Here is a 12056-nt window from a genome sequence, read left to right on the forward strand (position 1 = left end):
GAGGCGCCCGGGAACACCGATTGCAGGGCATGGGACCCATGCGCCCGGCCTCCGCCGGGCGGCGGGGTCGTGCAGGAGATTGCCCATGCCATCGAAAGACCAGAAAGCGAAAGAGGACGTGCGCCTGTCCGGCGAGGCCCGTTCGCCGAAGGACAAGGTGCCCACCTACCAGGAGGCCCTGGACGAGGCGCTGGAGAACACCTTCCCCGCCAGCGACCCGGTGGCGGCCAGCGCGGCGGCACAACCGCGCGAGCCGCACGCCACGCCCCGTGACGACAGCGACTGGGCCCTGGAGCCCGGTGCCGGTGATCCGGTGAAGGCCGCGGCGTCCGATGCGCCTGCCGCCTCGACGCGCGAACCCCAAAGCGACGAAGCGCGCCGCCTGCGCCAGCAGTCGCGCGACGCCCTCGACAACGTGCGCGAAGGCCATGAGCGCGCGATCGACGATTCGCCGGCCCGTCCCTCGCCCGATCGGGTGAGGGCGCCAGGCAAGGGCTCGGCCGGACGCTCGAAATCGCGTTGAGGGATCAGGTCCGGTCCTGCAGTTCGGTCACGCCCGACTCGCGGGCGCAGTGGGCGCAGCAGAAGATGCGCTCGCCGTCCTGGACGCCGTGGCCGATGATGCGGCACTGGCAGTGGGCGCAGGTGGGCGCGCAGGCGTGGATGGCGCACTCGAAGCTGTCCACCGTGACGGTCTTGTCCTGCGTGACGATCTGGAAAGATCGGTCGTAGTTGTTGCCGCAAACGTCGCATCGGGCCATGGGGTTCTCCTGAAAGGCTTGTCGATCGCCTCAGCGGCAATCGACATACCCAACCCTGCGCGAGTGCCCGGCGGTGATCGCCTGCTTCAGGAAGACTGGTGCGCAGCGACGAAGTCCGCGAAGGCCTTCATGTACTTGCGCAGGAACTCTTCGGTGCTCGCGTCGGTGCAGGCGCCGTCCTCGGTGAACAGGCCCTTCTTGAACTGCAGGTAGACCTCGGGCTGCAGCAGTTGGGGCACGTCCAGGTAGTTGAGCACGGCGCGCAGGTGGGCCTGCCCCAGGGCCGTGCCGATGGCGCCCACCGAGGCCCCGACCACGCCCGCCGGCTTGCGCGCGAAGGCGTTCTTTCCGTACGGCCGCGAGCCCCAGTCGATGGCGTTCTTGAGCACGCCCGGGATGGAGCGGTTGTACTCGGGCGTCAGGAAGAGCAGGGCGTCCACGTCGGCGACGGCCTGCTTGAAGGCCGTGGCCACGGGCGGAAAGTTCGCGTCCAGGTCGTAGCTGTAGAAGGGCAGGTCCTTGATGGGGATCTCGGTCATGGCGAGCTCGGCCGGTGCGAGCTTGACCAGGGCCTTGGCGAGCTGGCGGTTGATGGACGCGCTGGCGATGCTGCCGATGATGTAGCCGATCTTGTGCTGGGCCATTGGGTTTCTCCTGTGGTGTGCCGGGACGGGCCATTGTTGGCCGATGGACAAACCCGACCGGACGATGGGGGCACGGGGCGTTCCCGATTCCCTCATCCGCGCGTGGTCGCCGTGCGGTCGCGGCGATGCTTCTTGCTCGCAGACCTCCTACACTGGCCGCTCCGTCCGCGACCTGCCGAGGCCCACCCATGCGCCAACTGCGCCCCCACTGCGAGTGCTGCAACACCGACCTGCCGCCCGATGCCCGCAAAGCCCGCATCGGCTCTTTCAAGCCGCAGGGCTGCGCGGCGTCGGCCTGAACGGGATCGCGCCATGTTCTCCCACATCCACCTGGGTGTCAGCGACTTCGACCGTGCGTTGGCGTTCTACCGCCAGCTGATGCCCGTGCTCGGCGTGCGCGAGCGCTTCTGCGAGCCCGAGCGCCCCTGGGCGGGCTGGCAGTCCGAGCCGGGGCCACGCCCGCTGTTCCTCATTGGCCGGCCACACGACGCGCAAGCCCACGCCGTCGGCAATGGGCAGATGGCGGCCTTCCTGGCTGACAGTCGCGACACCGTGGACCGTGCGCACGCCGTGGCGCTGGCCAGTGGCGGCCGCTGCGAAGGCCCGCCGGGCCCGCGCCCCGAGTACCACGCCCACTACTATGGCGCCTACTTCCGTGACACGGAGGGCAACAAGCTCTGCGTGGTCTGCCATCAACCACCCGCCTGAACGCCACCCCTCAAGGAGACGCCCATGCCCGACTTCCTTCCCCCCTTGCCGCTGCTGCTGGCCTTCGTCGCCGCCGCGCTGGTGCTGGCCATCACGCCCGGGCCGGCCGTGCTCTACATCGTCACCCGCACGCTGTCGCAAGGCCGCACCGCCGGGCTGGCCTCGGTGGCCGGCGTGGCGCTGGGCAACCTGATGAACGCGGCGGTGGCCTCGCTGGGCCTGGCGGTGGTGCTGCTGGCGTCGGAGCTGGCGTTCGCGCTGATCCGTTACGCGGGCGCGGCCTACCTGGTGTGGCTGGGTGTGCAGGCGCTGCGCGCGCCACGCGCCAGCGCCACGCCGGACGCGCCCACCGCCGTGGCGGCGTGGCGCGTGTTCCGCGAGGGCGCGGTCGTGGCCTTGCTCAACCCCAAGACCACGCTGTTCTTTGCGGCCTTCCTGCCGCAGTTCATCGACCCGGCGCGGGGTGCTACCGCGCAGGCGCTGAGCCTGAGCGCGCTGTTCGTGGGCATCGCCGCCTGCAGCGACATCGCCTACGTGCTGCTGTCGCGCGCCGTGGCGCGCCGCTGGCGGCCGGGCCGCGCGGGCGTGCGCTGGGGGCGCTACGCCACGGCGGGGATCTATTTCAGCCTGGGTGCCTTGGCGGCGTGGACACCATCGTCGACGTCGAAGGCACCGCGGGTTTCACCGTGACACCCGAAGGCGGGCGGCACGCACGAGACCCACTTCGACGGTCGGGCGAAGTGAGCCCGGCCCCGGACGCCTCAGCCCAGCGTCTTGAGCCCCAGCCAGGTGAGCAGCAGCGAACCGAGCAGGTGCAGTGAGGCCACGCCCAGGGCCAGCGCCAGGCGCCCCTGCTGCAGCAGCGTGATCACCTCGACGGAGAAGGTGGAGAAGGTGGTGAGCGCCCCCAGCAGGCCGGTGACGATGGCCAGGCGCCACACCGGGTCGAGGTGCGGGTTGGCGTGGAACACCGCGACGGCCAGGCCGATGGCGTAGGCGCCGATCCAGTTGGCCGCCAGCGTGCCCCAGGGCAGCAGGCTGTGCGGCTGGCTCAGCCACAGGCCCAGGCGCCAGCGCAGCAAGGCGCCGATGCAGGCGCCCAGGCTGATGGCGAGCACCGAGGCCATGTTCAGAACGGTGCGCCTGCGTCGGCGTTGGCCGCGCTGGCATCAGGCACCGGTGCGGCGCCGGTCGGCGCGGGTTCGTGGCCGGGCACCTGGCCCGGCTGCAGTTCGCCACCCAGCGCGGCGATCAGGGCGTCCAGCACGCCGCGCAGTTCGCCGGTGCCGATGGCGACGTTGCTGTCGAAGGTTTCGTCGTCGTTCGACGGGCGGTCCTCGAACACGCCTTCCAGGAAGTTGATCTTCTTGAGCGCCATGCTTTCGGTGAGCGTGAAGCCGACGCGGCCTTCCCAATTGAGCGCCAGGCGAACGGGCAGCTTGCCTTCGGCGATGTGGCGGCGCACCTCGTCATTGAAGAGGTGGTGGCGCGTGAACTTCACCACCGACTTCTCTTCGTCGCTGGAGCGCAGCTCGCAGTCGCGCTCCACGGCCAGGCCCTCGGGCCATTCTTCGGCGTCGGTGACGCTGAGCCATTGGGTCATGGCGGTCTGGGGCGTCACCTGGGTGTTGAAGAGCGTGACCACCAGGCCGTCGAAGGCGCGCACGAGCGCGGTGATGAGGTCGTCGACCTTGCCCTGGCTGCTGGCGTCGGTGGCCAGCCAGCCGCGCTCGGGATCGATCCAGACCCACAGGCTCTGCTGGCGCGCGAAGGCCTGGGGCAGCAGCGAGAGCAGGGCGTCCTCGCGCAGGGTCTTGGTTTCCTTCTTGCCGGGCTTGCGGCCGGTGGTGGCCTCGATGTGGTCGGCGGCTTCCTGTGCCTTGCGGCGCACCACGGCGCCGGGCACGGACTTGGTCTCGATCTGCAGCTTGAGGATGCGCTGCCCGGCGATGGCTTCCACCAGCGGGCCATGGGCTTCGCCGCGCGGCTCCACCCAGCCGACGGATTTGTCCTGCGTGGCGGGGCAGGGCACGAAACGCGCGGCGTCGAGGGCCTTCTCCATCGCATCGAGGCTGGGCGCCCAGCCGGGGCCGATGCGGTAGAGCGTGAGGTTCTTGAACACGAAAGGGATCTCCGGAAAAACAAACCCCGCTCGCTTTCAGGGCGGCGGGGTGGTCATCTTAGCGGGGTCGTGCCTACATCTTTGACGGCATCCAGGTGACGAGCCCGGGGAACCAATAGAGCATCAGCACCGCGATCACCATGATGAGGAAGTACGGCAGGCAGGCCACCGCGATCCAGGTGATCTCGCGCCGCGTCATGCCTTGCAGCACGAAGAGGTTGAAGCCCACGGGCGGGGTGATCTGCGCCATCTCCACCACGATGACGATGAAGACGCCGAACCAGATGAGGTCGATGCCGGCGGCGGTGACGGTGGGCAGGATCACGCCCATGGTGAGCACGATCATGGAGATGCCGTCGAGGAAGCAGCCGAGCACGATGTAGAACACGGCCAGGGCGATGAGCAGCATGCCTGGCGTGAGGCCCAGGCCGCCGACCCACTCGGCCAGGTGGCGCGGCAGGCCGATGTAGCCCATGGACAGCGTGAGGAAGGCCGCGCCCGCGAGGATCAGCGCGATCATGCAGTACAGGCGCGTGGCGCCCAGCAGCGAGTCGCGAAAGCTCGCCCAGTTGAGCGAACCCTGCGAGGCCGACAGGATGAGCGCGCCCACCACGCCGATGGCCGCCGCCTCAGTGGCGGTGGCGATGCCGCTGTAGATGGCGCCAATGACGCTGCCGATGAGCAGCACCACCGGAATGAGGTGGCGCGCCTCGCGCAGCTTCTCGCCGAAGCTCAGGCTGGCGTCGGCGCTGGGCACCTTGGCGGGGTTCATCAGCGCCCACACCATGATCGAGCCACTGAACAGGGCCGCGAGCAGGATGCCCGGGATGACGCCCGCGACGAAGAGCTTGGCGATGGAGACCTCGGCCGCGACGCCGTAGACGATCATGATGATGGAGGGCGGGATCAGCAGGCCCAGGGTGCTGGCGCCGCCGAGCGAACCCACGATCTTCTCGGGCGGGTAGCCGCGGCGCGTGAGCTCGGGGATGGTCATCTTGCCGATGGTGGCGCAGGTGGCCGCCGACGAACCCGACACCGCCGCGAAGATGGTGCTGCCCAGGATGTTGGTGTGCAGCAGCCGCCCCGGCAGCGCGTTCACCCAGGGCGCCAGGCCCTTGAACATGCTCTCCGAGAGCTTGGTGCGAAAGAGGATCTCGCCCATCCACACGAAGAGCGGCAGCGCGGTGAGCGTCCAGCTGCTGGCCGAGCCCCAGATGGTGAGCGCCATGGCGTCGCCCGCGGGGCGCGAGGAGAACAGCTCCATGCCGATCCAGGCCACGCCGGCGAGCGTGAGCCCGATCCACACGCCGCTGCCCAGCAGCGCGAACAGCGCCACGATGAGCAGCGTGGTGACGACGAACTCATTCATGGCGCGTGTCCCCTTCGGCGCGCACGCGCTGGCCGCGCCACTCGAGCGCCCATTCGTCGAGCAGCGCGATCAGCAGCACCGTGCAGCCGATGCCCATGAGGATCTGCGGTATCCACAGTGGGGTGGCGTCGGCGGCGGTGGAGATGTCGTGAAAGGTGTGGGACTGCCACACCAGCCGCCACGAGAACCAGGCCAGCGCACCCGACATGAGCACGGCCACCGACAGCGCCCACAGCTCCAGGCCGCGCCGCGCGCCGCCGGTGAGTTTGCCGATGATCAGCGTGACGCGGATGTGCTCGTTGTGCTTGAGCGTGTGGGCCAGCGCCAGGAAACCGGCGCCGGCCATGGCGTAGCCCGCGTAGGCGTCGGTGCCCGGCACGTAGAAGCCGACCAGGCGGCTCACGATGGACAGCAGCACCATCGCAAGCACGCCGATCATGAAGAGCGCGGCCAGCCAGCCCGCGCCGAGGTACAGAACATCAAGTGATTTGCGCATTCACTTCCTGTACGCGTCGATCAGTTGCTGCCCTTCGGGGCCGGCCTTGCCCAGCCATTCCTGCAGCATGGTGGCGCCCACCTTCTGCAGGTCGGCCTTGAGCGCGGCCGAGGGCGGCTCCACCGCCATGCCATTGGTCTTGAGCGTGGCCAGCGTGTCGGTGTTGACCTTCTCGGAGGCGGCCCAGCCGCGCGCTTCGGCGTCAGCGGCGGCTTTCATGAGGCCGTCCTGCGTGGCCTTGTCCAAGGCATCGAAGGCGCGCTTGTTGGCGATGACCGCGTTCTTGGGCAGCCAGGCCTGCACGTCGTAGTAGAACTTCAGGTGCTCGTAGAGCTTGCTGTCCACGCCGGTGGCACCCGAGGTCATGTTGTTCTCGACCACGCCGGTGGCCAGGGCCTGCGAGAGCTCGGCGGCCTGCACGGTGACGGGCTGCGCGCCCACCAGTTCGGCGATGCGCGAGGTGGCCGGGCTGTAGGCGCGCCACTTGCTGCCTTTCAGATCGGCCGCGCTGGCCACGGGCTTCTTGCTGTACAGGCCCTGCGGCGGCCAGGCCACGGCGTAGAGCAGCACCATGCCCTGTTCGGCCAGCTTCTTCTGCAGGATGGGCTTCTGCGCCGCGTAGAGCTTCTTCGATTCGGCGTAGCTGGTGGCCAGGAAGGGAATGCCGTCCACGCCGAACACCTGCCATTCGTTCTGGAAGTTGGCCAGCAGCACCTCGCCGGCCTGCGCCTGGCCGCCTTGCACCGCGCGCTTGATCTCGGGCGCCTTGAAGAGCGAGGCGCCGGGGTGCACCGTGATCTTGAGCTTGCCACCCGTGGCCTTCTCGACGTCACTGGCGAAGCTGGCAAGATTCACCGAGTGGAAATTGGTGGCCGGGTAGGCGGCGGGCAGGTCCCAGGCGGTCTGGGCCTGGGCACCGGCGCTCAGTGCGAAGGCCGCGCTGGCCAGGGCAAGCTTGAATTTCATGGTCGCTCCAGAAGGTTGAAGTAATGACGAAGACGGGCAGCATAGTTGCAAAAGCCGGGCCAGGCCCGTCCGTATTTCCCCGGAGGCCGGCATGAACCTGCGCTTCGTGGAAGCCTTCTATTGGGTGGCCACGCTCAAGAGCGTGACGCGCGCCGCCGAGAAGCTCTTCCTCACGCAGTCGGCCATGTCCAGCCGCATCGCCGCGCTGGAGGAAGAGTTGGGCGTGCTGCTGCTGGACCGGCGCGACAAGCAGTTCCGCCTGACCATGGCCGGCACGCGGTTCCTGGTCTATGCCCAGCGCCTGCTGGAGCTGCAGCGCGAGGCCAAGGCCGAGATGGGTTCGGGCGATGCGTTGGCGGTGTCGCTGCGCATCGGCGCCATCGAATCGGTGCTGCACTCCTGGCTGATCCCGTGGATGGAGCAACTGCGCACCGAGAACCCGGCGCTGGAGCTGGAGCTGTCGGTGGAGACCACGCCGGTGCTGATCGAGCAGATGCGCCGCGGTACGCAGGACCTGGTGTTCACGGCGCTGCCGGCCACCACCGATGGGGTGCGCTCGCGCGCGCTGCCATCGATGGAGATGGTGTTCGTGGGCAGCGCGAGCCTGCACCGGCGACGGCGCTACACGCTGCAGGAGTTGGCCGAGCTGGAGCTGCTGACCTTCCAGCGCGGCTCGCTGCCGCACGTGGCCCTGCTGGAGCTGTTTCGCGCGGCGCGGGTGGAGCCCCGGCGCGTGCACACCATCTCGTCGGTGTCGGCCATGCTGCAGATGGCGCAGGGCGGCTTCGGTGTGGCCACGCTGCCGCGCGAGGCGGTGCGCCACCTGTTCGTGGTGGCCGATCTGCGCGAGCTGCCTTGCGACGCGCGCCTGCAGCCCCTGCCCATCCACGCGAGCTACCGAAGCGACCCGTCCGCGCAGGCGGTAGAGACGGTGATGCGCTCCGCGCAGGCCTTCGTCGAGGCCTGGAGCGGGGCCAGCGAAGGCACCGCATTGGGGCGGCCGCGCACAAGAACGCCGCAGAAACCGCCCCAGGCAAAGGCATCGAAAAAATCGATGAGCTGAGCAAGAAAATTTGCGTTTGTGGCGCCGCGACGCACTGACCACAATCCGGCCCCAATGTGACAAGCCCGTCACAAACGCAAGGACCGGAGGCAGACGAAGTGGGATTCCTGGACGACCTGGCCACGCGACGCATCGACGCCGATGCGCAGGCCCTGGCGCGGCGCGTGCGCGGCACCATCCGCCGCGGCGAGTGGACGCGCCACACCAGTGGCCTGGCCGATCAACTGGTGCAAGGCAATGTGGTGATCCTGCCTCAGGCGTTGGCGGATGACTTCCTGCTGTTCTGCCAGCGCAACCCCAAACCCTGCCCCCTGCTGGCGGTCGGGCGAGCCGGCGATCCCGGCCTGCCCGGCCTGGGCGAGGGAATCGACATTCGCAGCGACCTGCCGCGCTACCGCGTGTGGCGCGACGGAGAACTGGTCGACGAACCCACGGACATCACCGCTCTGTGGCGCGAGGACCTCGTCACCTTCGTGATCGGCTGCTCGTTCTCGTTCGAGCAGGCGCTGATGGACGCCGGCATGCGCCTGCGCCACGTGGACGAAGGCCGCAACGTGGCCATGTACCGCACAAGCCTGGCCACCACGCCGGCAGGCCCCTTCGCCGGCCCCATGGTGGTGAGCATGCGCCCGCTCAAGGCGGCCGACGCGGTGCGTGCGGTGGAGATCACCTCGCGTTTCCCGGACGTGCACGGCGCGCCCGTGCACGTGGGCGACCCCGCGGCCATCGGCATCGAAGATCTGTCTCGACCCGACTACGGCGACGCCGTGGACGTGCTGCCCGACGAAGTGCCCGTGTTCTGGGCCTGCGGCGTCACGCCCCAGGCGGCGATCACCCAGGCCCGCCCCGCGTTCTGCATCACGCACGCCCCCGGCGCGATGCTGATCACCGACCTTCTCAACCAGCAACTCGCAAGCACACAAGGAGCGTGAGCATGATGAAACCGATGATCGGCCTTGCCGCCCTGGCCTTGGCCGGCGCAGCCCAGGCGCAAACCAAGTGGGACCTGCCCAGCGGCTACGGTGCCAACACCTTTCAGGTGCAGAACCTGCAGCAGTTCGCCAACGACGTGGACAAGGCCACGGGCGGAAAGCTCAAGATCACCCTGCACGCGGGCGGATCGCTCTACAAGGCCAACGAGATCAAGCGCGCGGTGCAGACCGCGCAGACGCCGATCGGCGAGTTCATCCTCTCCGGTGCGGCCAACGAGAACCCGCTGTTCGGCGTGGACTCGGTGCCCTTCCTGGCCACCGGGTACGCGGACGCGCGCCGCCTGTACAACGCCGCGCGCGGCGCGCAGGAAAAGCTGCTGGCGCAGCAGGGCCTGAAGGTGCTGTTCTCGGTGCCTTGGCCAGGCCAGTCGCTGTACTCGATCAAGCCCGTGAACTACGCGGCCGATCTGGCGGGCACCAAGATGCGCGCGTACAACCCGGCCACCACGCGCATCGCGCAACTGCTCAAGGCGCAGCCGGTGACGATCCAGCTCGCCGAGTTGCCGCAGGCCCTGGCCACGGGCGCAGTGCAGAACTTCCTCACCTCCAGCGCCAGCGGGGTGGAGAGCAAGCTGCACGAGCAGGTGAAGCACTTCTACCCGGTGTCGGCCTGGCTGCCGCGCAACGTGACGGTGGTCAACCTCAAGGACTTCAACGCCCTGGACAAGGCCACGCAGGACGCGCTGACCAAGGCCGCGGCCGAGGCCGAGACCCGCGGCTGGGCCCTGAGCGAGAAGCTGGACAGCGAGTACATCGGCCAACTCAAGGCGGCCGGCATGTCGATCAACCAGCCCAACGACGACGTGAAGAAGGCCCTGGCGGCCATCGGCGAGACCATGACCGCCGAGTGGATCAAGGCCGCGGGCCCCGAAGGCCAGGCCATCGTCGACGCGTACCGCAAGCAGCCGTAAACCGATCGCCGCGCACGGCGGGGCCCGGCCCACGCAGGCCGCCTCGCCCCGCCGATCGCGCTTCCTTTCCCTTGTCTTGTCGAACCGATGCCGGAGGGCACGATGGATGCGTTCGTCCGTACCGTTCACCGCTGGCTGCTCGCGCTCTCTTGCGTGGGCATGCTCGCGGCCTTCATCACCGTCTCGCTGGGCATCCTGGCGCGTCTGCTGCGCTGGGACATCCCCGGCCTGGACGCCTACGCCGGCTACGCCATCGCGGCCTCGCTGTTCCTGGCGCTGCCGGCCACGCTGCTGCGCGGCGAGCACATCCGCGTGACCCTGGTGCTGGAGCGCCTGCCCCAGCGGGGCCGCGCCGCGCTGGAGTGGTGGTGCCTGCTCGCGGGTACGGCGCTCTCGCTGTACCTGAGCTGGTACGCGGCGCGCCTGGTGTGGGTGTCTCACCTCACGCACGACGTGTCGCCCGCGGCCGACGTGACGCCGCTGTGGATTCCGCAGACCGCCATGGCCCTGGGCTGCCTGGGCCTCACGCTGGCTTTTGTGCAGGCGGTGCTGCACCGCTGGCGCGGCGCCGACCTGCTGGCGCCGGGCACGGCCGCCCGCACCGAGTGAACCCCTTGAAGGAGCCGGACCCATGGAAGCCCTGATCGCCTTGACCCTCATCGTGCTCTTGTTCGCCGTGCTCGGCTCGGGCCTGTGGATCGGCCTGTCGCTGCTGGGCGTGGCCCTGGTGGGCATGGAGCTGTTCACCCAGCGGCCGGTGGGCGACAGCATGGCGCTCACGGTGTGGGGCTCCACCTCGAGCTGGACCCTGACCGCGCTGCCGCTGTTCCTGTGGATGGGTGAGATCCTGTTCCGCAGCAAGCTGTCCAACGACATGTTCAAGGGACTGGCGCCCTGGCTCAACTGGCTGCCCGGGCGGCTGCTGCACACCAACGTGGTGGGCTGCACCATCTTCGCGGCGATCTCGGGTTCCTCGGCGGCCACCTGCGCCACCATCGGCAAGATCACGCTGCCCGAGTTGAAAAAGCGCGGCTACCCGGACGCGCAAGCCATCGGCACCCTGGCGGGCGCGGGCACGCTGGGCCTGTTGATCCCCCCTTCGATCATCATGATCGTCTACGGTGTGGCGGCCAACGTGTCCATCGCCAAGCTGTTCCTGGCGGGTGTGGTCCCGGGGCTGATGCTGGCCGCGCTGTTCAGCGGCTACATCGTGGTGTGGTCGCTGCTCAACCGCGATCGCCTGCCGGGCAAGGAGCCCCAGACCACGCTGCGCGAGAAGCTGCACGCCTCGCGACACCTGATCCCGGTGGTCGCGCTGATCGCCCTGGTGCTGGGCGGCATCTACAGCGGCATCGCCACCGCCACCGAAGCGGCGGCGCTGGGCGTGGCCGGCTCGCTGGTGCTGGCGCGCCTTGAGGGTTCGCTGAACTGGGCGAGTTTTCGCGAGGGCCTGGTGGCCGCCTGCCGCACCTACTGCATGATCGGCCTGATCCTCGCGGGCGCCGCCTTCCTCACGCTGGCCATGGGCTTCATCGGCCTGCCGCGCCAGGTGGCCGAGTTCATCGGCGCCCTGCAGCTCTCGCCCTTCGCGCTCATGCTGCTGCTGGTGGTCTTCTTCATCGTGCTGGGCTGCTTCCTGGACGGCATCTCCATGGTGGTGCTGACCATCGCCGTGCTGCTGCCCACGGTGCAGGCGGCCGGCTTCGACCTGATCTGGTTCGGCATCTTCATCGTGCTGGTGGTGGAGATGGCGCAGATCACGCCGCCGGTGGGCTTCAACCTCTTCGTGCTGCAGGGCCTGACGCAGCGCGAGGTGACCTGGATCGCGCGCACGGCGCTGCCGCTGTTCGTGCTGATGATGGCCGCCGTGCTGCTGACTTACGTGGTGCCCGGGCTGGCCTTGTGGCTGCCCTCGCGCATGCAGGGCTGACGCCCGCACGGGCACTCGACTCGCTACGATCCGCGGGAACCCTCCCCCCACGGGGACCCGGCTTTTCCCTTCATTCCTTCCTTCACGGCGCACG

16 protein-coding genes are annotated in these 12056 nt (G+C 69.0%); 9 read left to right on the top strand and 7 right to left on the bottom strand.

Annotated elements, in window-relative coordinates; genetic code table 11:
• The first annotated feature begins 85 nt into the window (after positions 1 to 85).
• The gene (locus VLG41_RS00170; protein WP_325347378.1) at positions 86 to 523 is read left to right on the top strand and encodes a hypothetical protein; all 438 of its coding nucleotides are present in this window, start codon (positions 86 to 88) and stop codon (positions 521 to 523) included.
• Between the two features lie 4 nt (positions 524 to 527).
• Here the strand turns inward: VLG41_RS00170 and VLG41_RS00175 are convergent, their stop codons facing one another.
• A complete protein-coding gene (locus tag VLG41_RS00175; protein WP_325347379.1) occupies positions 528 to 761 on the bottom strand; it encodes a hypothetical protein in 234 nt (77 codons plus the stop codon).
• Between the two features lie 86 nt (positions 762 to 847).
• A complete protein-coding gene (locus VLG41_RS00180; protein WP_325347380.1) occupies positions 848 to 1405 on the bottom strand; it encodes an NADPH-dependent FMN reductase in 558 nt (185 codons plus the stop codon).
• Positions 1406 to 1593: 188 nt separating this feature from the next.
• On the opposite strand from VLG41_RS00180, the gene VLG41_RS00185 reads away from it, so the two are divergent.
• From VLG41_RS00185 to VLG41_RS00195, 3 genes are read left to right on the top strand one after another with little or no spacing between them, the layout of a single operon-like run.
• Positions 1594 to 1704: a DUF1272 domain-containing protein gene (locus VLG41_RS00185; protein WP_325347381.1), complete on the top strand. Its 111-nt coding sequence runs from the start codon at positions 1594 to 1596 to the stop codon at positions 1702 to 1704.
• A gap of 13 nt (positions 1705 to 1717) precedes the next feature.
• Entirely contained in the window at positions 1718 to 2113 is a 396-nt protein-coding gene (locus tag VLG41_RS00190; RefSeq protein WP_325347382.1) for a VOC family protein, read from the top strand.
• Between the two features lie 24 nt (positions 2114 to 2137).
• The gene (locus VLG41_RS00195) at positions 2138 to 2803 is read left to right on the top strand and encodes a LysE family translocator (protein ID WP_325347383.1); all 666 of its coding nucleotides are present in this window, start codon (positions 2138 to 2140) and stop codon (positions 2801 to 2803) included.
• A gap of 71 nt (positions 2804 to 2874) precedes the next feature.
• On the opposite strand, the gene crcB is transcribed toward VLG41_RS00195, so the two are convergent.
• From crcB to VLG41_RS00220, 5 genes are all read right to left on the bottom strand, one after another.
• Positions 2875 to 3240 carry a fluoride efflux transporter CrcB gene (crcB, locus tag VLG41_RS00200; protein WP_325347384.1) on the bottom strand — a complete coding sequence of 122 codons (366 nt, stop codon included), beginning with the start codon at positions 3238 to 3240 and terminating at the stop codon, positions 2875 to 2877.
• A 2-nt stretch (positions 3241 to 3242) separates the two neighbouring features.
• Complete coding sequence (locus VLG41_RS00205) at positions 3243 to 4235, bottom strand: recombination-associated protein RdgC (protein ID WP_325347385.1); 993 nt, start codon at positions 4233 to 4235, stop codon at positions 3243 to 3245.
• A gap of 73 nt (positions 4236 to 4308) precedes the next feature.
• Positions 4309 to 5604, bottom strand: a complete 1296-nt coding sequence (locus VLG41_RS00210; RefSeq protein WP_325347386.1) for a TRAP transporter large permease subunit — start codon at positions 5602 to 5604, stop codon at positions 4309 to 4311.
• The gene (locus VLG41_RS00215; protein ID WP_325347387.1) at positions 5597 to 6100 is read right to left on the bottom strand and encodes a TRAP transporter small permease; all 504 of its coding nucleotides are present in this window, start codon (positions 6098 to 6100) and stop codon (positions 5597 to 5599) included. Before VLG41_RS00215 ends, VLG41_RS00210 begins: the two co-directional genes overlap by 8 nt.
• Positions 6101 to 7066, bottom strand: a complete 966-nt coding sequence (locus tag VLG41_RS00220; RefSeq protein WP_325347388.1) for a TRAP transporter substrate-binding protein — start codon at positions 7064 to 7066, stop codon at positions 6101 to 6103.
• 91 nt (positions 7067 to 7157) lie between these two features.
• Here VLG41_RS00220 and VLG41_RS00225 point away from each other — a divergent pair, with 91 nt between their 5' ends.
• The 5 genes from VLG41_RS00225 (at position 7158) to VLG41_RS00245 (ending at position 11962) form a co-directional block, all read left to right on the top strand.
• Positions 7158 to 8129 carry a LysR family transcriptional regulator gene (locus VLG41_RS00225; protein WP_325347389.1) on the top strand — a complete coding sequence of 324 codons (972 nt, stop codon included), beginning with the start codon at positions 7158 to 7160 and terminating at the stop codon, positions 8127 to 8129.
• Between the two features lie 131 nt (positions 8130 to 8260).
• Positions 8261 to 9061: a putative hydro-lyase gene (locus tag VLG41_RS00230; RefSeq protein ID WP_414652405.1), complete on the top strand. Its 801-nt coding sequence runs from the start codon at positions 8261 to 8263 to the stop codon at positions 9059 to 9061.
• A gap of 2 nt (positions 9062 to 9063) precedes the next feature.
• Positions 9064 to 10032, top strand: a complete 969-nt coding sequence (locus tag VLG41_RS00235; RefSeq protein ID WP_325347390.1) for a TRAP transporter substrate-binding protein — start codon at positions 9064 to 9066, stop codon at positions 10030 to 10032.
• 102 nt (positions 10033 to 10134) lie between these two features.
• Positions 10135 to 10641, top strand: a complete 507-nt coding sequence (locus VLG41_RS00240; RefSeq protein ID WP_325347391.1) for a TRAP transporter small permease — start codon at positions 10135 to 10137, stop codon at positions 10639 to 10641.
• 22 nt (positions 10642 to 10663) lie between these two features.
• Entirely contained in the window at positions 10664 to 11962 is a 1299-nt protein-coding gene (locus tag VLG41_RS00245; RefSeq protein WP_325347392.1) for a TRAP transporter large permease subunit, read from the top strand.
• Positions 11963 to 12056 lie beyond the last annotated feature (94 nt).

Origin of the sequence: Hydrogenophaga sp. (assembly GCF_035481345.1) — a bacterium.
In the GTDB taxonomy this organism is placed as follows: domain Bacteria; phylum Pseudomonadota; class Gammaproteobacteria; order Burkholderiales; family Burkholderiaceae_C; genus Hydrogenophaga.

Excerpts from the sequence above, each read along its gene's own strand:
- VLG41_RS00210 (WP_325347386.1), bottom strand. The coding sequence starts at position 5,604 with ATGAATGAGTTCGTCGTCACCACGCTGCTCATCGTGGCGCTGTTCGCG.
- VLG41_RS00185 (WP_325347381.1), top strand. The coding sequence starts at position 1,594 with ATGCGCCAACTGCGCCCCCACTGCGAGTGCTGCAACACCGACCTGCCG.
- VLG41_RS00240 (WP_325347391.1), top strand. The coding sequence starts at position 10,135 with ATGGATGCGTTCGTCCGTACCGTTCACCGCTGGCTGCTCGCGCTCTCT.
- VLG41_RS00215 (WP_325347387.1), bottom strand. The coding sequence starts at position 6,100 with ATGCGCAAATCACTTGATGTTCTGTACCTCGGCGCGGGCTGGCTGGCC.
- VLG41_RS00170 (WP_325347378.1), top strand. The coding sequence starts at position 86 with ATGCCATCGAAAGACCAGAAAGCGAAAGAGGACGTGCGCCTGTCCGGC.
- VLG41_RS00195 (WP_325347383.1), top strand. The coding sequence starts at position 2,138 with ATGCCCGACTTCCTTCCCCCCTTGCCGCTGCTGCTGGCCTTCGTCGCC.
- VLG41_RS00225 (WP_325347389.1), top strand. The coding sequence starts at position 7,158 with ATGAACCTGCGCTTCGTGGAAGCCTTCTATTGGGTGGCCACGCTCAAG.
- crcB (WP_325347384.1), bottom strand. The coding sequence starts at position 3,240 with ATGGCCTCGGTGCTCGCCATCAGCCTGGGCGCCTGCATCGGCGCCTTG.
- VLG41_RS00245 (WP_325347392.1), top strand. The coding sequence starts at position 10,664 with ATGGAAGCCCTGATCGCCTTGACCCTCATCGTGCTCTTGTTCGCCGTG.
- VLG41_RS00190 (WP_325347382.1), top strand. The coding sequence starts at position 1,718 with ATGTTCTCCCACATCCACCTGGGTGTCAGCGACTTCGACCGTGCGTTG.
- VLG41_RS00235 (WP_325347390.1), top strand. The coding sequence starts at position 9,064 with ATGATGAAACCGATGATCGGCCTTGCCGCCCTGGCCTTGGCCGGCGCA.
- VLG41_RS00175 (WP_325347379.1), bottom strand. The coding sequence starts at position 761 with ATGGCCCGATGCGACGTTTGCGGCAACAACTACGACCGATCTTTCCAG.
- VLG41_RS00220 (WP_325347388.1), bottom strand. The coding sequence starts at position 7,066 with ATGAAATTCAAGCTTGCCCTGGCCAGCGCGGCCTTCGCACTGAGCGCC.
- VLG41_RS00180 (WP_325347380.1), bottom strand. The coding sequence starts at position 1,405 with ATGGCCCAGCACAAGATCGGCTACATCATCGGCAGCATCGCCAGCGCG.